Below are 19,598 nucleotides of genomic sequence, written 5' to 3'. Positions count from 1 at the left end.
CCCGGCGCGTCCGGCGGACCGTGGCCTCCCGGCCCGGTCTGCCGGGCCACCGGTATCCTCGCCCCAGCACCCGACGGACGGAAGGCACCGCGTGACCGGCCCCCTGTTCCGGCGTCTCCGCGCCGCCCGTGCCACCCCCACCGCCCGCGACGCCGCGCTCGGGGCGGTGGTCGGTGCCCTGACGCTCGTCCTCTTCCTGGTGGTGGAGCGGGTGGCGTTCGACGAGGTGGTCGCACCGCTCGTCGGCCAGGCCGCCGACGCCGGGCACCTCGGGACCGGCGGGCGCCTCGCGGTGGTCGGCGTCATCGTCGCCCAGGCCATGCTCCTGACCCTGCGCCGGCGGTCCCCGCTGCTCTGCCTCGCGCTCGTCGCCGCCGCCCAGGTGGCGCTCGTGGCGGTCCTGCCTCCGCTCATGACCTTCCAGGCGCCGGCCACGCTGGTCGCGGCCTACTCGGTGGGCGCGCACCTCCCGCGGCGCGGCGCGCTCGGGTGGTCGGGCGCGGCGGCGGTCGTGCAGACCGTCCTCGCGTTCGTGCTCACGGGACCCGTCCCCGAGCACCTCCCCGCCGCCGGCACCGCCGCGACCCAGCTCTGGACCGGGCTGCTGTCCGCGGTGCTGGCCTACGTGGCGGCCACAGCCGTCGGTGTGTACGTCGGCACCCGCCGGGAGCTGGAGACGCAGCTGCGCGAACGTGTCGAGCAGGCGGAGCGTGAGCGGGAGGCGCTGGCGGCCCGCGCGGTGCTCGAGGAGCGCGGCCGCATGGCGCGCGAGCTGCACGACGTCGCCGCGCACCACCTGTCCGGCATCGTCGTCCAGGCCGCCGCGGCGGAGCGTCTCGTCGGCACGGACCCGGACCGCGCGCGGGAGTCGTTGCGCTGGATCCGCACGCAGGGCCGCTCGACGCTGGACGACCTGCGCCTCGTCGTCGGCCTGCTGCGGTCCGGCGACCGGGCCGACGGCCGCGACGGCGACGCACCGCAGCCCACCCTCGACGACCTGCCGGCGCTGCTCACCCTCGCCCGGTCCACGGGTGCGGACGTCCGCCACGAGGTCCGGGGTACCGAGCAGGACCTCCCGCCGAACGCCCAGCGCACCGTCTACCGGGTGCTGCAGGAGTCGCTCGCGAACGCCCGCCGGCACGCGCCCGGCCAGCCCGTCACCGTCGTCGTCGACCACCGGCCGGACGAGGTGGTGCTCACCGTGCGCAACCGCGTCGTCGTGCCAGGCGACGGCCCGGCGGCGGCCGGCCGGCCCGCCGAGGGACGCCCCGGGCGGGCCGCACCGCCGGGGCACGGCATCATCGGCATGTCCGAGCGCGCCGCCCTGGTCGGCGGCACGCTGCAGGCCTCGGTCACGCCCGACGGCGCCTGGCTCGTCCGCCTGGCGGTCCCCCGCGAGGTACCCATCGGCCGCGCGGCGCCCGGCGCCGAGACGCTGCAGGAGCCGACCCGCCCCGGCGTCGGGCAGGAGGCGTCGTGACCCGGGTGGTGCTGGTCGACGACCAGTCCGTGGTCCGCGCGGGTTTCGCGGTCATCCTCGGCTCCGAGGGGATCGACGTCGTGGGCGAGGCCTCCAGCGGCACCCAGGCCGTCGAGGTCGTCCGGCGGGTGCGTCCCGACGTCGTGTGCATGGACGTCCGCATGCCCGGGGGCGACGGCATCACCGCGACCCGGGAGCTGGCCGGGCCCGGCGTCGTCGACCCGGTGCCGGTGCTCGTGGTGAGCACGTTCGACCTGGACGACTACGTGTTCGGCGCCCTCGAGGCCGGGGCCAGCGGGTTCCTGCTCAAGGACGCCGAGCCGGAGGTGCTGGTCGACGCGGTCCGGCGGGTGGCGTCGGGCGACGGGCTCGTGGACTCCTCGCTCACCCGGCGCGTCCTGGACGAGTTCGCCCGCCGGCGGGCGCCCGCGCCGCGCGACGACGGCGCGGCCGGTCTGCTGACGCCGCGCGAGCACGAGATCGTCACCCTGCTGTGCCGGGGGTCGTCGAACGCGGAGATCGCCGCCGCGCTGTTCCTCGAACCGAGCACCGTCAAGTCCCACCTGGGCCGGGTCATGACGAAGACCGGCACCCGCGACCGCGTCCAGCTGGTCGTGTGGGCGTTCGAGCACGGGGTCGCGGGCCCGGTCAGGCGTTCAGCACCTCCGGGGCCACGGTGAGCCCCCCGCCCTCCGGGTCGCGGTCGACGACGACCCGGTCGCCGTCGGTCACGTCACCGGAGAGCAGGAGCCGGGCCAGCCGGTCCCCGATCTCCCGCTGCACCAGGCGCCGCAGCGGGCGGGCGCCGTACGCCGGGTCGAAGCCCTCGAGCGCCAGCCACTCACGCGCCGACTCCGTCACCGACAGGGTGATGCGCCGGTCCGCGAGCCGCGCCGCGAAGGCGGCGACCTGGAGCTCGACGATCCGCCCCAGCTCGGTGATCGACAGCGCGTCGAACACCACCACGTCGTCCAGCCGGTTGAGGAACTCGGGCTTGAACGACGCCCGGACGGTCGTCAGCACGTTCTCCCGCTTCGCGGCGTCGTCCAGCGTCGGGTCCACGAGGAACTGGGACCCCAGGTTCGACGTCAGCACCAGGATGGTGTTGCGGAAGTCCACCGTGCGGCCCTGGCCGTCCGTCAGGCGGCCGTCGTCGAGCACCTGCAGCAGGATGTCGAACACCTCGGGGTGCGCCTTCTCCACCTCGTCGAGCAGCACCACGGAGTACGGCCGGCGGCGCACCGCCTCGGTGAGCTGGCCGCCCTCCTCGTAGCCGACGTACCCCGGAGGGGCGCCGACCAGGCGCGCGACCGAGTGCTTCTCGGAGTACTCCGACATGTCGATGCGGACCATCGCCCGCTCGTCGTCGAAGAGGAAGTCGGCCAGCGACTTCGCGAGCTCGGTCTTGCCCACGCCCGTGGGGCCGAGGAACAGGAACGAACCGGTGGGGCGGTCGGGGTCGGCGACGCCGGCCCGCGAGCGCCGGACGGCGTCGGACACGGCGGCCACCGCCGACCGCTGCCCGATCAGCCGTTCGCCGATCACGTCCTCCATGCCGAGGAGCTTCTCCTGCTCGCCCTGCAGCATCCGCCCGGCCGGGATACCGGTCCAGGCCGCGACGACCTCGGCGACCTCGTCCGCGCCGACCCGGTCGGCGATCATCGGCGCCTCGTGCGCGACGTCCTCGGCCGCGGAGACGGAGGCCTCGGCCTGCTCGGCATCGGTCAGCTCGCGTTCGACGGCGGGGATCTCGCCGTACTGCACGCGCGCGGCGCCCTCGAGGTCGCCCTCGCGGAGCTTGCGCTCGGCGTCCACGCGGAGCTCGTCGAGCCGGGCGCGCAGGTCGCCCACCCGGTTGTGGCCGGCCTTCTCCGCCTCCCAGCGGGCCGTCAGCGCGGCCAGCTGCTCGCGCTTGTCCGCCAGGTCCGAGCGGAGGCGCTCGAGGCGGTCCTGCGCGGTCGCGTCGGCCGAGTTGTCGGCCTCGGAGAGCACGACCTCCTCCATCTCCAGCCGGGTGACGGCACGCTGCAGCTCGTCGATCTCGACGGGCGAGGAGTCGAGCTCCATGCGCAGGCGGGAGGCGGCCTCGTCGACCAGGTCGATGGCCTTGTCGGGGAGCTGGCGGCCGGAGACGTACCGGTCGGACAGCGTCGCGGCGGCGACGAGGGCGGAGTCGGCGATGGTCACCTTGTGGTGCGCCTCGTACCGCTCCTTGAGCCCCCGCAGGATCGCCACGGTGTCCTCGACCGAGGGCTCGCCGACGAAGACCTGCTGGAAGCGCCGCTCGAGGGCCGGGTCCGTCTCGATGTGCTCGCGGAACTCGTCCAGGGTGGTGGCGCCCACCATCCGCAGCTCGCCACGGGCGAGCATGGGCTTGAGCATGTTGCCCGCGTCCATGGCGCCTTCCCCGCCGGCGCCCGCGCCCACGACGGTGTGCAGCTCGTCGATGAAGGTGACGACCTCGCCGTCGGACGAGGCGATCTCCTCGAGGACCGCCTTGAGCCGTTCCTCGAACTCGCCGCGGTACTTGGCGCCGGCGACCATGCCGACCAGGTCCAGCGCGACGAGGCGCTTGCCCTGCAGCGACGTCGGGACGTCGCCGGCGACGATGCGCTGGGCCAGGCCTTCGACGACGGCCGTCTTGCCGACGCCGGGCTCGCCGATGAGCACGGGGTTGTTCTTGGTGCGGCGGGACAGCACCTGCACGACGCGCCGGATCTCGGCGTCCCGGCCGATGACCGGGTCGAGCTTGCCGTCCCGGGCGCGCGCGGTGAGGTCGGTGCCGTACTGCTCCAGGGCCTTGTAGGTGCCCTCCGGGTTGGGGCTGGTGACGCGTCCGGAGCCGCGGACCGCGGGCAGCGCGGCACGCAGCGCGTCGGCCGTCGCCCCCGCCGCCGTCAGCGCCTGCGCGGCCGAGGACTGCCCGGCGGCCAGCGCGATGAGCAGGTGCTCGGTCGAGACGTACTCGTCGCCGAGTCCCTCGGCCTCCTGCGCGGAGGTGGTCAGGACGGACTGCATCGGCCGGGACGGTGCCGGCTGGGCGACGCCCTCGCCGCTCACCGTGGGCAGCGCGACGAGCGCCGCGCGCACCTTCTGACCGATCTGCTGCGGGTTGGCACCGACGGCCTCGAGGAGACCGACGGCGACCCCGCCGGACTGCTGCAGCAGCGCGGCCAGCAGGTGGGCCGGCTCGAGCTGGGGGTTGCCGGCCGCCGACGCCGACTGCACGGCGTCGCCGATGGCCTGCTGCGACATCGTCGTGAACTTGGTGTCCATGGGTCCTCCGTGTCCGCTCCTGGGGTGCTGCCGAGTTCAACCTCCGCAAAGTTGAGTCTATTCCACTCAACCCTGCCGCGCAGGCCGTCGGGCGCACGTCCTGCCGCCAGCGCGTGCCGCCCGCCCCTCCGTGGGTGATGCTGGACAGGTGCAGACACCCACCCGAGGCCGAGGCCGCCTCCGCACCGCCGTCGTCGCCCTGCTCGCCATGGTGGGGCTGCTCGCCCTCGCCGGCTGCATGAAGGTCGACATGGACATGACGCTGTCCGAGGACGACACCGTCTCGGGGTCGCTCGTCATGGGGTTCTCCGACGAGCTCGCCACCAGCATGGGCATGGACCCCCAGCAGCTCTGGGACCAGGCCGGCGGCGAGATCGCCAGCGACCTGCCGGAGGGCGCGACCCAGGAGCCGTACGCGGACGGCGAGTACACCGGCACCACGATGACGTTCACCGACGTCCCGATCGAGGAACTGTCCGGTACGGGCACCGACGAGCTGTCCATCACCCGTGAGGGCGACGAGTACGTCGTGGCCGGCACCATGGACATGACCGACGACACGGGTCAGCTCGACTCCCTGCCCGGCGGGGTCGCGGACGCCTTCGACGTCCGCCTGGCCGTCACGTTCCCGGGCGAGATCACCGACACGAACGGCACCGTCGAGGGCAGCACGGTCGAGTGGCGCCCCGCCATGGGCGAGAGCACCGAGATCTACGCCCGTGGCGACGCCGGCGGCGGGCTCGGTTCCGGCGGGTTCCCCTGGTGGATCGTCGGCGTCGTGGTCGGCCTGGCCGTCATCGCGCTCGTCGCCGTCCTGGTGGTGCGCAACAACCGCCGCGACGGGACCGCCGCCGCGACGGGCACCGGCAGCTACGCGACGGGACCCGGCAGCCACACCGGCGGCGCGTCGGCGCCCAACCCGTACACGCCCGGGGGCACGCCGCCCCAGCCCGCGCCGCCGCTGGGCCAGCCGCCCGTGGCCGCGCCGGGCCAGCCGCCGCTCGCCTCCCCGCAGCCGCCGGCGGAGCCGCCGCACCCGGCGCCCGAGCGGCCCGACGCACCGGGTGGCGCGCCGGAGGACCCCGGAGCCCCCGGCGAGCGACCCGACCAGCCCCGCTGAGTAGGCTCGGCGGGATGACGTCCGCACCCGGCCCCGCCGCACCCGGTCCTGCCACACCCGTGTCCCCGGAGCCGACCGCCTGGCGCCCCGACCTGCTGGGCGACGGCTTCGAGGCACGCACCCTGCCCCTGCCCGACGGCGCCGAGGCCACGCTCGTGCGGTACACACCTTCGGTGGCGCCCGACGGCAGGCCCGCGCGGGTCGCCGTGCTGGCGGTCCACGGGTTCGTCGACTACTTCTTCCACCCGCACGTGGCCCGGGCGCTCGGAGCCGCGGGGTACGCGTTCTACGCCGTCGACCTGCGCGGGCACGGACGCTCATGGGGCGCGCACGCCGCAGCGGGCCACGACCCGAACCAGGTGCCGGACATCGCGGTCTACGCCCAGGACCTGGACGCGGCCGCCGCCGTCGTCCGGGCCGCCGGGCACGAGCGGCTGGTCGTGCTGGGCCACTCCACGGGCGGCCTGGTCGCCCCGCTGTGGGCCGCGGCACGGCCCGGCCGGGCCGACGCCGTGGTGCTCAACAGCCCGTGGTTCCGGTTGAACAAGCCTCGCCTGACGCGCTGGGCCGCGACAGCGATGGTGGAGACGGTCGCCCCGGTGGCGCCGCGGGCCGTGGTGAGCCACCTCGTGGCGGACTACGCCCTGGCCCTGCACGCCGAGCACGGCGGCGAGTGGGAGTTCGACCCCGCGTGGAAGTGGCACGAGCCCTTCGCCGTCCGGGCGGTCTGGCTGCGGTCGGTGCTGCGGTCCCAGCGACGCCTCTCCCGCGGCCTGGACCTGGACGTCCCGGTGCTCGTGCTCTCCTCCGACCGGTCCAGCCGCGACCAGCACCTCACCACCGACACGGTGCTGGACGTGGGGCACATGCGCGCCGTCGCGCCGGTGCTCGGCGACGACGTCAGCTACATGACCGTCCGCGGCGGGGCGCACGACCTGACCCTCTCCCCTGCCCCGGCCCGCGACGAGTTCCTCGACGCCGTCGTCGGCTGGCTCGACGCCTCCGTCTGAGCGGGTCGCGGCGGACCCACCGCCATGTCCGAATCCCGCTAGCCGAACGCCGCCACGGCACGCGAGGATGGGTCTCGTGATCCTCCCCGCCACCGCACCGGACCCCGTGTTCGCCGAGCGCTACCGCGCGATCGCCGCGCGCGACGTGCGGTTCGACGGACAGTTCTTCACCGCCGTGCGCACCACCGGCATCTACTGCCGTCCCTCCTGCCCGGCCCGCACCCCGCGGCAGGAGAACGTCACCTTCTACCTGACCAGCGCGGCCGCCCACGGCGCCGGGTACCGGGCCTGCAAGCGCTGCCTGCCGGAGGCCGCGCCCGGCACCCCGGCGTGGGACCTGCGCGGCGACCTGACGGCGCGCGCCATGCGGCTCGTGGCCGACGGCGTCGTCGACCGCGAGGGCGTCGACGGCCTGGCCGCCCGCCTCGGTTACAGCCCCCGGCACGTGGGCCGCGTGCTGCGCGAGGACCTCGGCGCCGGCCCCCTCACCCTCGCCCGGGCGCACCGCGCGCAGACCGCCCGCACCCTGCTGACCAGCACCGCCCTGCCGGTGGCCGACGTCGCGTTCGCCGCCGGGTTCGGCAGCATCCGCCAGCTCAACGACACGGTGCGGGAGATCTTCGCGACCACCCCGACGGAGCTGCGCGCCCGCGCCACCGGCCCCGCCATCGCCGTCCCCACGGACCGCACCGGGGACGAGCCCACCAGCCGTGTCCGCCTCCAGGTCACGCTCCCCGTGCGCGAACCGTTCGACGCCGTCGGGACCGTCGCCTATCTCGGCGCGCGCGCCGTCGAGGGCGTGGAGACCGCCAGTGTCGACGGTCGTCAGGCGACGTACGCCCGCACGCTCCTGCTGCCCCACGGCCCCGGCGCCGTGCACGTGACCGCCGGTGCCGCCGTCGGCCCCGGGCGGGTGGCCCTGCGCCTGGAGCTCGCCTCGCTGCAGGACGTCGCCACCGCCGTCGCCCGCGTGCGCCGCCTGCTCGACCTGGACGCCGACCCGGTCGCCGTGGACGCCGCGCTCGGCGCCGACCCGGCGCTGGCCGCGAGCGTCGCCGCGACCCCGGGCACCCGCGTGCCGGGCGCCGCCGACCCGCACGAGCTCGTGGTCCGCGCGATCGTGGGCCAGCAGATCTCCGTCGCCGCGGCCCGTACCCACCTCGGCCGGCTGACCGCAGCCGCCGGCACGCCGTACGCGTCCGGGTTCGACGGGCTGACCCGGCTGTTCCCGACCGCCGCGCAGGTCGCCGACGACGACGGCGCCCACCTCGCGCTGCCCGCCCGCCAGCGGCAGACGGTCACCACGACCGCCCGCGCGCTGGCCGACGGCACGCTCCGCCTCGACGTCGGGGCCGATGCCGACGCCCTGCGTGCCGACCTCGAGGCCCGCCCGGGCATCGGCCCGTGGACCTCCGGGTACGTCGCGCTGCGCGTGCTGGGCCACCCCGACACCTGGCTGACGGGCGACGTGGCGCTGCGCGCCGGCGCCCGGGCGCTGGGCCTGCCTGACGACCCCCGCGCGCTCGCCGAGCGCGCCGCCTCCTGGGCGCCCTGGCGCTCGTACGCCGCCCGGCACGTCTGGCGTGCCGCCGCCCCCACCGGAAGGACCTCGCCATGACCGCCTCGACCACCCTCGACACCCCCGACGGCCCGTTCACGATCGTCGCCGACGACGGCGTGGTGCTCGCCTCCGGGTGGACCGACGACGTCGCGTCCCTGCTCACGCTGGTCCACCCGGAGCTGCTGCCGGCCGGCCCGGGCGCCCCGACGGTCCGCGCGGTCCCCGAGTCCGCCGCCGACGTCGCGGCCCCCGCGACGGCCGTGCGGGCCTACTACGCCGGCGACCCGACCGGCGTCGGGCAGGTGCCCGTACGGCAGCGGTCCGGGCCCTACCGCCAGCACGCCTGGGAGGTGCTGCGGACCGTCCCGCCGGGGACCCGGGTGACGTACACCGAGTACGCCGACCGGACCGGTCGGCCGGCAGCCGTGCGCGCCGCCGCCGGAGCGTGCGCCCGCAACGCCGCCGCCCTGTTCGTGCCGTGCCACCGCGTGCTGCGCAGCGACGGGACGCTCGGCGGGTTCCGCTACGGGTTGGACATCAAGGAGTCGCTGCTCGCCCGCGAGCGCGCCGCGGCCTGACCTGTCGCCCCGGACCGGGTCTCGTCCCGTCCGGGGCGCGTGGCCAGGAGCGCCCACAGGATGCAGGCGAGGTCGACCCCCTCCTGCAGCCATGCGCCGGCGAGCGCGGGGAGCCGCCCGGTGGCCGCCACGACCATGAGCAGCGACGACAGCCCGATCCCGAGCGCGATGGCCTGCCACGCGACGCGCACGGTGCGCTGACCGATCCGCACCGCCGTGACGGTGCGCGCCAGGTCGTCGTGCACCGCCACCGCGTCGGCCGACTCCGTCGCGGCCGTCGAGCCTCGTGCCCCCATGGCCATGCCGATGTCGGCCACGGCGAGGACGGGCGCGTCGTTCACCCCGTCCCCCACCATCAGCACCGGGCGGTCCGGCAGCCGTCGCACGGCGTCGACCTTGTCCTGCGGCAGGAGCCCGGCGCGCACGTCGTCGATGCCCACCTGGTCCGCGACGTGCCGGGCGGTGACCTCGGCGTCCCCGGTGAGCATGACGGTGGTGCGGACCCCGGCGCCGCGCAGGGCCGCCAGCGTGTGGCGGGCCTCGGGTCGGAGCTCGTCCGCGAGGAGCACCGTCCCCGCGTACGAGCCGTCGACCGCCACGTGGACACCGATCTGCCCGGCCCCGGGCCGGGGGGCGGGGTGGCGGGGGTCCTCACCGACGTAGGCCAGCTTGCCCACGGCGACGGCGTGCCCGTCGACCTCCGCGCGAGCACCACGGGCCGTCTCCTCCACGACGTCGTGCCCGGGCGAGAGCTCGATGCCGCGCTGGTGCGCGGCCCGCACGATGGCGGCGGCCAGCGCATGCACCGAGTACTGCTCGACGGAGGCCGCGAGCGCGAGCAGCTCCTCGGCGCTGCGCCCCGGGACGGGCAGCACCTCCGCGACGACGGGTGCACCCCGGGTGAGCGTCCCCGTCTTGTCGAGGGCGACCGTCCGCACCCGGGACAGCAGCTCGAGGGTGCCCGCGGACTTGACGATGATCCCGTTCGACGCGGCGCGGGACATCCCCGACATGAACGCCACGGGCGCGGCGATGATCAGCGGGCAGGGGGTGGCGACGACGAGCACCTCCGCGAACCGGGTCGCGTCCCCGCTCAACGCCCAGGCCGCGGCAGCGACCAGGAGCGCCACCACCGTGAAGGGCACCGCCACGCGGTCCGCGAGGCGGACGAACGGCGCCTTGGACGCCTGCGCCTGCTTCACGAGCTCGATGATCGCCTGGTACTGCGACGTCGCCGCGGTCGCCGTGGCACGCACCCGCACCGCATCCGAGCCGGCGACCGAGCCCGAGAGCACCGGGTCACCGCGGTGGTGCTCCACCGGGAGCGACTCCCCGGTCAGCGAGGACTCGTCGAACGTCGCGGCCGCGGTGAGGAGGAGCCCGTCCACCGGGACGACCTCCCCCGGCCGGACCCACACCTCGTCCTCGGGCCGGATCTGATCGACGGGTACCTCCTCGAGCGCCCCCTCGGGCCCGGCGCGCTGGGCGACGCGGGGCTCCCGGGCGAGCAGAGCCGTCAGCTCGCGGCGCGCCCGGCCGTTCGCCGAGGTCTCGAGCGCCTCCCCGCCGGAGAGCATGAGGCACACGACCAACGCTGCCCAGTACTCGCCGACCAGCACCGTGGCGGCCACCGACAGCACGGCCAGCATGTCGACGCCGTAGGTACCGGCACGCAGGTCCATGACCATGCGGCGCCCCCGGACCACGACGAGGACGAGCGCGAAGGCCGAGACGGCGATCTGCGCCGACCCGGCCGGACCGAACGCTTCGAGCAGGCCGCCGACGCCCCCCGTCGCCACCGTGGCGGTGACCCACGGATAGCGGCGGACTGCGAGGCGTCGACCTCGTTCGTCCCTCGTCCTCATCAGCAACCACCTCTGCGGCCTCGGCGGACGCACGCGGGGCCGCGGCGTCCGCCGCACCCCACCACCACCGTGCGGAGCCGCGCCGGTGGGAGGCCAGAGGCGAAGGTCCTGCCGGTTCAGTGGTCCCGGGGCCGGCCGGCGGGATCGTCGTCCAAGGTGCGTCCCGGACCACCGGGCCCGGGATGGTCCGGCTCAGCGGAGTCGGCGTCGACCGGCCCGGCACCGTCGGCACCGTCGTCGGCACCGTCGTCGGCACCGTCGGCGTCCTCGTCGTCGGGGGCGTCGAGCGGTCCCGCCATCTCGTTCGGCCGCAGCACGGCCTCGTCCACCTTGCCGGTGCGGAACCCGGCGCGGCTGACCAGGTGCGCCGCCACGGGCGCCGTCGCGAGCTGGAACACGGCCACCAGGACCAGCATCGACACCGCCGACCAGCTGCGCACCCGCAGCGCGAGGGCGAGGAGCAGCAGGAGCAGGCCGAGCACCTGCGGCTTGGTCACCACGTGCATCCGGTCGAGCAGCGAGGGGAACCGCAGCACCCCGACGCCGGCCGCGAAGGTCAGGAAGGCGCCGGCCAGCAGGCAGATCGCGGCGACGACGTCAGCGACCGTCGTCCAGGTGCCGGCGTCGACCTCCGTCATACGGGCTCCTCCTCGTCCGTGGACCCGGCTTCCGCCGGTGCGCCCGACTCCGCCCCCACGTCCGGCCGGGACCCGGACTGGCGGACGCCGAACCGCGAGATGACCACCGAGCCCACGAACCCCACCAGCGAGAGCGCCAGGAGGATCGGCACCGTCTCGGTGCGTCGCGACCACACGGCCTCGATGGCGATCGCGCACACGAGGCTCGCCGTCAGCAGGTCCAGGCCGAGCGCGCGGTCGAGCATCGAGGGGCCGCGCTCCACGCGTACCAGCGCCATCAGGGCGGCGGCCGCCACCAGCACCGCCGCGATCACGACCACCACGACCATCAGGTCGGCACCTCCTCGTGGTGCTCCGTCGGTCCCGCCAGGCCGCACCGCTCGAGGACGGCGTCACCGGCGAGGGCCCGCAGCACGCGCTCCTCGAGCTCCTCGGTGCTGCGGCGCACCCCGTCGGCCCCGCCGAACCCTTCGATGTCGAGCACGTGCACGAACACGCGACCGGTCCGCCGGCTGGTCTCCACCGCGAGCGTCCCCGGGACCAGGGTGGCCAGCACCGAGGTGAGGGTCAGGAACACGTCGTCCGGGTTGCGCAGCTGCACCCGCACGATCGCCCCCTGCGGCGGCGGGCCGGGCCGCAGGGCGGTCCAGGCCACCTGGAGCGAGGCGACCACCAGGTCCGCGACGAACCGCCACGCGAGCCGGCAGAACGGCAGGAACCGGAACGCGGCGTCGGCCTTGATCGGCGGGAGCGGGAAGGCCACCACCACCACGACGGCGAGGAGCGCGCCCGCGATCACGTTGGCCCAGGACAGGTCGCCCCACAGCAGCACCCAGACGGCGGCGAGCAGCACCACGGCGGGCCACTGGGCCACCGGGCGGCCCACCACACGGCGCAGGGCGCCGGCACGACGGCGCGGTTGCTCGGTCATGGCTGCCCCTCGTCCTCGGAGACCTCCACCGACTCGCCCGTGCCGCGCTCCGACCCGCCGGGGTACACGGCGTTGACGTAGGTGAACCCGTCCATCGAGGTGCGCGCGGCCCGCTCCGCATAGCCGTACAGCGGTCCGGCGACCACGGTGAGCGCCAGGCCGAAGGCCACGAGGGCGCCCGCCGGCAGCACCAGGCTGCGCGGCAGGGCCAGGTCACGCGCGACGCCCGACGGCGCCTCCTGCCAGAACGCCTTGTTCCACGCCTTCACGACGGCGTAGAGGGTGAGCAGCGACGTGACCACCGATCCCACGACCAGCGCCCACGCGAGGCCCGACCCGTCCCGGACGCCCTCGGTGATCAGCCCCACCTTGCCCAGAAAACCCGAGAACGGGGGGATGCCCGCGAGGTTCATCGCCGGGACGAAGAACAGCACGGCCAGGACCGGTGCGAGGCGGGCCAGACCGCCCAGCCGGTCCAGCGACGTCGACCCGCCCCGCCACTCCACGAGCCCCACCACGAGGAACAACGCCGTCTGGACGGAGATGTGGTGCACCACGTAGAAGATGGCGGCGGCGGTGCCCGCCTCGGAGGCGAGCGCGACACCGAAGATCATGTAGCCGATGTGGCTCACCAGCGTGAACGACAGCAGCCGCTTGACGTCGTTCTGGGCGACGGCGCCCAGGATGCCCACCAGCATCGTGGCCAGCGCGAGAGCCATCAGCACCCGGTCCACGGCGTCGTCGTCGGGGAACAGCAGCGTCTGGGTCCGCAGGATCGAGTAGACGCCCACCTTGGTCAGCAGGCCCGCGAAGACCGCCGTCACCGGGGCGGGGGCGGTCGGGTACGAGTCGGGCAGCCAGGCGGCCAGCGGGAAGATCGCCGCCTTGATGGCGAACGCCAGCAGCAGCAGGGCCTGCAGCGCGAGGCGCACGGTGGGGTCGATGTCCGGCAGGCGCTCGGCGAGCTGCGCCATGTTGACGGTGCCCGTCGCGGCGTAGATCAGGGCGATCGCCGTGAGGAACAGCAGCGAGGACATCAAGGTCACGACGATGTACACGGACCCGGCCCGCACCCGTTCCGCCGTCCCACCGAGCGTCAGCAGCACCGCCGACGCCGCGAGCAGGATCTCGAAACCGACGTAGAGGTTGAACAGGTCGCCCGTCAGGAACGCGTTGGCGACGCCCGCGGCCAGCACCAGGTACGTCGGGTGGAAGATCGCCACCGGGATCGTCCCGCCGAAGCGGCCACCCTCGCGGGGGTCCTCCCCCTCGGGGATGCCCTGTCCGAGGGAGTAGAGGAGCACGCACAGCAGCATCACGCCGCTCACGGTGAGCGTGAGGGCGGAGAGCCGGTCCGCGACCAGGGCGATGCCGACGGGTGCCGCCCAGCCGCCGACGTCCACCACCACCGGGCCGTTGTCCGCCGCCGCCATGAGCCCGGCCGACGACGCCGTCGTCACCGACAGCGCCGTGACGCTGATGACCCGCTGGACGTTCGCGTACCGGTGCAGGGCGAGCGTGAGACCGGCCGCGAAGAGCGGCAGGAGCACGGGCAGCGGCACGAGGGTCTGCACGGACCACAGCGCAGCGGTGTCGATCATCGCGCACCACCACCCTGCGGGCCGTGCTGGTCGCGCTCGTCACGCTCGTCACGCCCACGCTGCGCGCGCAGCCGTTCCGCACGCTCGACCACCTGGTCGTAGACGGTGGCCGCCTCCTCGTCCAGCGTCTCGCCCGTCTCGGCCGCGTCGGAGTCCTCGTACGCGGGCGCGTTGTCGGCGGCCTGCCGGGCCACGCGCCGGTCCTCCTCGTCGTCCGCGACCTCGTCGTGGCCGTGGAGCTGCCAGGACCGGTACGCCAGCGCGAGCACGAACGACGTCAGCGCGAGCGTGATGACGATCGCCGTGAGGATCATGGCCTGCGCGAGCGGGTCGCTCATCCGCACGTCCGCCGGGGCGTTGCCCACCACCGGCGACGCCCCCGCGCGGCCTCCCGCGACGAGGAGCATCAGGTTGGCGCCGTTGCTCAGCAGGACGATGCCGAGCAGCACCCGGGTGAGCGGGCGGTCCAGCAGCAGGTAGACGCCGGCGCCGCACAGCACGCCCACGGCGAGGAGCAGCACGGCCGACGGGGTGTTCTCCAGGACGATCACGCGACCCCCTCCGTCGAGCGGGGACGTGACCGCTGCTCGCTCTGCCGGTCGATCTCGGCGCCGAGGGTGCGCAGCAGGTCGAGGACGAGGCCGACCACCACGAGCATCACGCCGACGTCGAAGAAGAGCGAGGTCACCAGGTGCACCTTGCCCAGCACGGGCACGGTGAGGTCGATGATGACGCTCTCCAGCACCTCGTTGCCGGTCAGCAGGGCCGCCAGCCCCACCCCGGCGGACAGGAACAGCCCGGAGCCGAGCAGCACGCCCGGCTGCACCGGGAGGGCCTCGCCCAGCTCGTACCCGCCGCCGGCCAGGTAGCGCACCGTCAGCGCGATGCCCACCATCAACCCTGCCGCGAACCCGCCGCCGGGCGCGTTGTGGCCGCTGAAGAGCAGGAACAGCGCCACGACGATCATGGCGTGGAAGATCAGCCGGGTGACCACCTCGAACATCACGGAGCGGCGGGCGGGCGACACGGTGCGCCCGGCGGCGATCCACACGTCACGGGTGTGGCCGTCCGGTCCGAGGCCGTCGGCGTCGGCCCGGGAGAGCCGGAGCAGCTCACCGCTGCGCTGCCGCAGGAAGACCATCGACGCGACGCCGGTCGCCGCGACGAGGATCACGGAGATCTCGCCGACGGTGTCCCACGAGCGGATGTCGACGAGCGTGACGTTGACGATGTTGTGGCCTCCGCCGAACTCCACGGCCTCCTCGGGGAAGTCCACGCTGATCGGGATCGCGACCCGGGCCAGCGGGGCCGCGAACGTCAGCGCCATCATCACGGCGCCGGTCACGACCGCCAGGACGAGCCGGAGCCACCGGCTGGCCGCCAGCGGCCGGTCGGAGAAGTACGTCGGCATCCGGCGCAGCACCAGCACGAGGACGACGAGCGTCACCGTCTCCGTGAGCACCTGGGTGAGGGCGAGGTCGGGGGCGCCGTGCAGGAGGAACAGCCCGGCGTTGCCGTACCCGGCGACGCCCACGAGCACCACCGCCTTGAGGCGTCGCCGCGCACGGGCGGCGAGCACCGCGGCGGCCACCACCACGGCCACGACGGCCGCCTGCGCCGGCCGGTCCCAGGCCACCGCCGCGGGGACCACGGTGCTGCCGCCCAGCAGCCCCGACGCGATCACCGCCCCCGGTGCCACCGCCAGCACCACCAGGATGATGCTCAGGTAGACGGGCAGGGAACCGCGCTGGGTGGCGCCCGTGACGTCGGCTGCCAGGTCGTCGAGCCGGCGCATCGACCGGCGGTAGACCAGGTCCGCAGCCCGCGGGGACCAGGCGAGGCCCTGCAGCCGCTCGACCGGCCGTCGCTGCCAGAACAGGACCGCCCCGCCCGCGAGCACCAGCACCGACAGGCCCAGCGCCGGCGTCAGGCCGGCCCACAGCACCAGGTGGCCCGGCTCGCCCGCCGGGTAGGACGCGGCGTACGGGCCGAGCAGCCGCTCGCCCGTCGACGGCGTCAGACCCGCCGCCAGCCCGAGCAGGCCGAGGACCAGCGGCGGCAGGACGAGCAACCAGGAGCGCCGTCCGACCGGCGTCGGCTCGGCCGCTCCGCCGTCGGCCGCCGTCGGTTTGGTCCCGAACGCGCCCCAGAGGAACCGCAGGCTGTAGGCCACGGTCAGGACCGAGCCGACGACGACGGCGACCAGCGCGACCACCACCACCACGCCCCCGCCGTGGGTCGCGTCGTGCCAGAGCCCCTCGAGCGCCGCCTCCTTCGCCACGTAGCCGGCGAACGGCGGCAGGCCGACCATGGACGCCGTCGCCAGCGCGGCCGCCGTGGCGGCGACCGGCATGGTGCGCCACAGGCCCGAGAGCTTGCGCATGTCACGGGTGCCCGTGGCGACGTCCACCGCGCCGGCCACCAGGAACAGCGCGCCCTTGAACATCGCGTGCGCGCCCAGCATCGCGAGCCCGGCCAGGGCGAGCGCGCGACTCTCCAGGCCCACCAGCAGCACGATGAGGCCGAGCTGGGACACGGTGCCGAACGCCAGGACGAGCTTGAGGTCGTGCTGGCGCAGCGCACGGTAGCCGCCGAGCAGGAGCGTGCCGCCGCCCAGCAGCAGGACCAGCCACCGCCACACGGCCAGCTCGGCGAACCCGGGGGCGAACCGAGCCACGAGGTAGACGCCGGCCTTCACCATGGCCGCGGCGTGCAGGTAGGCCGACACCGGCGTCGGCGCCACCATCGCCGCAGGGAGCCAGAAGTGGAACGGGACGAGCGCGGCCTTGGTCGCGGCGCCGGCGATCAGGCACACGGTGGCGACGACGGCGGCGGCACCGGTGGGCGGGGCGGCCACGACCTCGGAGATGCGCCACGTGCCCGTCGAGACACCCAGGACCACGAGGCCCACCAGCATCGCGAGGCCGCCGCCCGTCGTCACGACGATCGCCTGCATCGCCGCGCGCCGGGAGGTCTTGCGCTCGGCGTAGTGACCGATCAGCAGGTAGGAGAAGACGGTGGTGAGCTCCCAGAAGACGAACAGGAGCAGCAGGTCGTCGGCGGTGACGACGCCGATCATCGCGCCGGCGAAGGCCGTCAGGACGGCGGCGAACCGGCCGGTGCCCTCCGCGTCCCGGGAGAAGTAGGCGCTGCAGTAGACGAGCACGAGCGCGCCCACGCCCCCGACGACGAGGAGCAGCAGCCACGAGAGCGTGTCGAGCCGCAGGTCGATCGACAGGTCCAGGCCCGGCACCCACGGGGTGCTCGAGACGGGGAGGTCGCCGGCGGCGACCCGCTCCGTGCTGGCCAGCGCGTAGGCGGCGGCCGACGCGGGCCCCAGGGCCAGCACCCAGAACGCACGCCGGCCCCACCAGGCGACCAACGCCGGCGCGGCGAGCGCCAGCAGGAAGGTGAGCAGCAGGACCGGCAGCACGACACTCCGTCCGTCCGGGGGCGGGGCGAGGGGGCTTCACTGTATCGCCGGACCTCTGATGAGGCCGGTCGGCGGTGGGCGCCGGCGTCGGGCTACAGGTCCTCGGGGGCGAGCAGGAACTCGGACTCGTCCGCGATCTCGCCGCCGACCGCCGCCTGGATGGCGGCCGCCACCTTGCCGACCAGGTCCGAGGCCCGACGGCGCGCCACGACGAGCGCGGGCTGCGGGAACTCCCGCTGCGCCTCGTGGAGGTCCGGCGGGTCCCACACGACGCGGTAGCAGATGGCGCCGCCCGCCGCCCACGGCAGCTCCTTGACGAGCAGGGGCAGCACCTCGTCGCCGCTGACCTCCACCGTGACGTAGCCGTCGTGGCCCAGGTCGATGGTGAGCCCGTACCCGTCCAGGACCACCGGCTCCTGGAGCGCGGCGATGTCGAAGTCGTCGGCGCGGGCGTGCAGCGCACGCCGCACGTCCGGGTCCATCTTCTCGCCCGGGTAGAGCGGCTTGTCGGCGATCCCGGGGGGCGGGCCCTGGTAGTCGGCACCTTCCGTGGCGAGCACGACGCGCGGGTGCACCTCCTGCAGGACGCGGTGCGCGGCCTGCGGGTCCAACCAGATGTCCGACCAGACGGTGAGGTCGACGGCGGCACCGGGGTCCGGGGTGAGCACGACGCCGGCACCCGGGCCGCGCCGCGCCTCCTCCGCCGGGTCCCACAGGGCCGCGACGTCGAGCCGCGCCGAACCGCCCAGCCGGCGGGCGGCCGCCACCAGCCATGCCACGACGCGCTCCTCCTCGCGGTTCGGCAGACCCGAGGGGAAGGACCGGGCGATCCCGTCACGGTCCCCGCCGCCGGGGAACGGTGGGTCGTCCCAGCGCTCGCGCGGGGTGATCACGTCGAACACCATCTCGGTGCTGCTGGGCAGGCCGAGGTCCATGCCGTCACCGCGCGGGGCGTAGGGGCCGTGGACGTGGCTGTGCCGGGTCAGGCGGAGCACGCCCGGCTCTCCCGGGGCGGCGATCCGTCCGGCCGGCAGGTCGGCACCCAGGAGGGAGGCCGGAGCCACGTCCCAGCGCGCGCCCGAGAACCGGGACATCGCCAGCACCTCGACCTCGTCGACCTGGACGTCGGCGGGCACGGCCAGCAGGTGCCGGGCCTGGTGGCCCTGCGTGGTCGCACGTGGCAGCGGTGGCAGGGACGGTGGCGACTGCTTGGCCATCTGACGGAGCTCCTTCCGGGACCGGGGCGCCGCGTCGTGCCTGGTCGTGGAACCCGCGCGGCGGGACCGAGCGTACCGACGTCGGCCACCCCGGTAGTACGCGCTCATACGTCCGAGCGGTGGAAGGACTGCCAGGACCGGCTCGCCGTCGGGCCGCGCTGACCCTGGTAGCGCGAGCCGTAGCGCTCCGAGCCGTACGGGTGCTCGGCCGGCGAGGAGAGCCGGAAGAAGCAGAGCTGGCCGATCTTCATCCCCGGCCACAGCGTGATCGGCAGGGTCGCCACGTTGCTCAGCTCGAGGGTGACGTGCCCGGAGAAGCCCGGGTCGATGAAGCCCGCGGTGCTGTGCGTGAGCAGGCCGAGGCGGCCGAGGCTCGACTTGCCCTCGAGCCGCGCGGCGACGTCGTCGGGCAGCGTGACGGCCTCGTAGGTGGAGCCGAGGACGAACTCCCCCGGGTGCAGCACCATGGGCTCACCGGGTTCCACCTCGACCAGGCGGGTCAGCTCGGGCTGCTCCTGGGACGGGTCGATGAACGGGTACCGGTGGTTGTCGAACAGCCGGAAGTACCGGTCGAGCCGGACGTCGATGCTCGACGGCTGGACCATCTCCGGGTCGTAGGGGTCCAGGGCGACGCGCCCGGCGTCGAGCTCGGCACGGATGTCGCGGTCGGAGAGCAGCACGTGGACACGGTAGTCGGCCGCCCCCCGGCGTGCACCGCGCGCCCGGTTTCGGCATGTGGCGGGGTGTTGGGTATGATCGGGACGCGCGTCGTCGAGGACGATCGTGCGGGTGTAGTTCAATGGTAGAACTTCAGCTTCCCAAGCTGATAGCGCGGGTTCGATTCCCGTCACCCGCTCCGCAGTTCGAAGGGCCCGGCCAGGACGGCCG

At 74.9% G+C, this 19,598-nt stretch carries 16 protein-coding genes and 1 tRNA gene; 7 read left to right on the top strand and 10 right to left on the bottom strand.

Annotation, left to right across the window (positions count from 1 at the left end; all coding sequences use genetic code 11):
• Positions 1–91 precede the first annotated feature (91 nt).
• Entirely contained in the window at positions 92–1,480 is a 1,389-nt protein-coding gene (locus tag MWU57_RS18435) for a sensor histidine kinase (RefSeq protein ID WP_246909319.1), read from the top strand.
• Positions 1,477–2,160: a response regulator transcription factor gene (locus MWU57_RS11485; protein ID WP_246909318.1), complete on the top strand. Its 684-nt coding sequence runs from the start codon at positions 1,477–1,479 to the stop codon at positions 2,158–2,160. The genes MWU57_RS18435 and MWU57_RS11485 overlap by 4 nt, the downstream gene beginning before the upstream one ends.
• Here MWU57_RS11485 and clpB read toward each other — a convergent pair.
• Positions 2,129–4,756 carry an ATP-dependent chaperone ClpB gene (clpB, locus tag MWU57_RS11480; RefSeq protein ID WP_106264526.1) on the bottom strand — a complete coding sequence of 876 codons (2,628 nt, stop codon included), beginning with the start codon at positions 4,754–4,756 and terminating at the stop codon, positions 2,129–2,131. The two genes, MWU57_RS11485 and clpB, sit on opposite strands and share 32 nt — an antisense overlap.
• 148 nt (positions 4,757–4,904) lie before the next feature.
• Between clpB and MWU57_RS11475 the strand changes: the two genes are divergently transcribed.
• From MWU57_RS11475 to MWU57_RS11460, 4 genes are all read left to right on the top strand, one after another.
• Positions 4,905–5,876, top strand: coding sequence for a hypothetical protein (locus MWU57_RS11475; RefSeq protein WP_246909317.1), 972 nt, complete (start codon positions 4,905–4,907; stop codon positions 5,874–5,876).
• 14 nt (positions 5,877–5,890) lie between these two features.
• Complete coding sequence (locus MWU57_RS11470) at positions 5,891–6,886, top strand: alpha/beta hydrolase (protein WP_246909316.1); 996 nt, start codon at positions 5,891–5,893, stop codon at positions 6,884–6,886.
• A 76-nt stretch (positions 6,887–6,962) separates the two neighbouring features.
• Positions 6,963–8,504, top strand: coding sequence for an AlkA N-terminal domain-containing protein (locus MWU57_RS11465; RefSeq protein WP_246909315.1), 1,542 nt, complete (start codon positions 6,963–6,965; stop codon positions 8,502–8,504).
• On the top strand, positions 8,501–9,025 hold the full coding sequence (locus tag MWU57_RS11460) for a methylated-DNA--[protein]-cysteine S-methyltransferase (protein ID WP_246909314.1): 525 nt from the start codon (positions 8,501–8,503) through the stop codon (positions 9,023–9,025). Before MWU57_RS11465 ends, MWU57_RS11460 begins: the two co-directional genes overlap by 4 nt.
• Here MWU57_RS11460 and MWU57_RS11455 read toward each other — a convergent pair.
• The 9 genes from MWU57_RS11455 to dcd all read right to left on the bottom strand — a co-directional run bounded on the left by MWU57_RS11455 (position 8,971) and on the right by dcd (position 19,390).
• Complete coding sequence (locus MWU57_RS11455; protein WP_246909313.1) at positions 8,971–10,890, bottom strand: heavy metal translocating P-type ATPase; 1,920 nt, start codon at positions 10,888–10,890, stop codon at positions 8,971–8,973. The two genes, MWU57_RS11460 and MWU57_RS11455, sit on opposite strands and share 55 nt — an antisense overlap.
• 116 nt (positions 10,891–11,006) lie before the next feature.
• Complete coding sequence (gene mnhG / locus MWU57_RS11450; RefSeq protein ID WP_106264515.1) at positions 11,007–11,528, bottom strand: monovalent cation/H(+) antiporter subunit G; 522 nt, start codon at positions 11,526–11,528, stop codon at positions 11,007–11,009.
• Positions 11,525–11,857, bottom strand: coding sequence for a monovalent cation/H+ antiporter complex subunit F (locus tag MWU57_RS11445; protein ID WP_246909311.1), 333 nt, complete (start codon positions 11,855–11,857; stop codon positions 11,525–11,527). Before MWU57_RS11445 ends, mnhG begins: the two co-directional genes overlap by 4 nt.
• A complete protein-coding gene (locus MWU57_RS11440; RefSeq protein WP_246909309.1) occupies positions 11,857–12,459 on the bottom strand; it encodes a Na+/H+ antiporter subunit E in 603 nt (200 codons plus the stop codon). Before MWU57_RS11440 ends, MWU57_RS11445 begins: the two co-directional genes overlap by 1 nt.
• The gene (locus MWU57_RS11435; protein ID WP_246909308.1) at positions 12,456–14,060 is read right to left on the bottom strand and encodes a Na+/H+ antiporter subunit D; all 1,605 of its coding nucleotides are present in this window, start codon (positions 14,058–14,060) and stop codon (positions 12,456–12,458) included. Before MWU57_RS11435 ends, MWU57_RS11440 begins: the two co-directional genes overlap by 4 nt.
• Positions 14,057–14,611, bottom strand: coding sequence for a Na(+)/H(+) antiporter subunit C (locus MWU57_RS11430; RefSeq protein ID WP_246909307.1), 555 nt, complete (start codon positions 14,609–14,611; stop codon positions 14,057–14,059). Before MWU57_RS11430 ends, MWU57_RS11435 begins: the two co-directional genes overlap by 4 nt.
• Entirely contained in the window at positions 14,608–17,493 is a 2,886-nt protein-coding gene (locus MWU57_RS11425; protein ID WP_246909306.1) for a Na+/H+ antiporter subunit A, read from the bottom strand. Before MWU57_RS11425 ends, MWU57_RS11430 begins: the two co-directional genes overlap by 4 nt.
• A 92-nt stretch (positions 17,494–17,585) precedes the next feature.
• Positions 17,586–18,710, bottom strand: a complete 1,125-nt coding sequence (locus MWU57_RS11420) for a hypothetical protein (RefSeq protein ID WP_106264505.1) — start codon at positions 18,708–18,710, stop codon at positions 17,586–17,588.
• Between the two features lie 104 nt (positions 18,711–18,814).
• Positions 18,815–19,390, bottom strand: a complete 576-nt coding sequence (gene dcd, locus MWU57_RS11415; protein WP_246909305.1) for a dCTP deaminase — start codon at positions 19,388–19,390, stop codon at positions 18,815–18,817.
• Positions 19,391–19,495: 105 nt separating this feature from the next.
• Between dcd and MWU57_RS11410 the strand changes: the two genes are divergently transcribed.
• Positions 19,496–19,566: transfer RNA gene (locus MWU57_RS11410), tRNA-Gly, on the top strand.
• Positions 19,567–19,598: the final 32 nt, after the last annotated feature.

Origin of the sequence: Isoptericola sp. S6320L (assembly GCF_023015685.1) — a bacterium.
In the GTDB taxonomy this organism is placed as follows: domain Bacteria; phylum Actinomycetota; class Actinomycetes; order Actinomycetales; family Cellulomonadaceae; genus Isoptericola; species Isoptericola halotolerans_A.
The sequence above is the reverse complement of the archived record's forward strand: the minus strand, read 5'-3'. Positions and strand labels throughout refer to the sequence as shown.

Excerpts from the sequence above, each read along its gene's own strand:
- clpB (WP_106264526.1), bottom strand. The coding sequence starts at position 4,756 with ATGGACACCAAGTTCACGACGATGTCGCAGCAGGCCATCGGCGACGCC.
- MWU57_RS11445 (WP_246909311.1), bottom strand. The coding sequence starts at position 11,857 with ATGGTCGTGGTGGTCGTGATCGCGGCGGTGCTGGTGGCGGCCGCCGCC.
- MWU57_RS11440 (WP_246909309.1), bottom strand. The coding sequence starts at position 12,459 with ATGACCGAGCAACCGCGCCGTCGTGCCGGCGCCCTGCGCCGTGTGGTG.
- MWU57_RS11435 (WP_246909308.1), bottom strand. The coding sequence starts at position 14,060 with ATGATCGACACCGCTGCGCTGTGGTCCGTGCAGACCCTCGTGCCGCTG.
- MWU57_RS11455 (WP_246909313.1), bottom strand. The coding sequence starts at position 10,890 with ATGAGGACGAGGGACGAACGAGGTCGACGCCTCGCAGTCCGCCGCTAT.
- MWU57_RS11460 (WP_246909314.1), top strand. The coding sequence starts at position 8,501 with ATGACCGCCTCGACCACCCTCGACACCCCCGACGGCCCGTTCACGATC.
- mnhG (WP_106264515.1), bottom strand. The coding sequence starts at position 11,528 with ATGACGGAGGTCGACGCCGGCACCTGGACGACGGTCGCTGACGTCGTC.
- MWU57_RS11470 (WP_246909316.1), top strand. The coding sequence starts at position 5,891 with ATGACGTCCGCACCCGGCCCCGCCGCACCCGGTCCTGCCACACCCGTG.
- MWU57_RS11420 (WP_106264505.1), bottom strand. The coding sequence starts at position 18,710 with ATGGCCAAGCAGTCGCCACCGTCCCTGCCACCGCTGCCACGTGCGACC.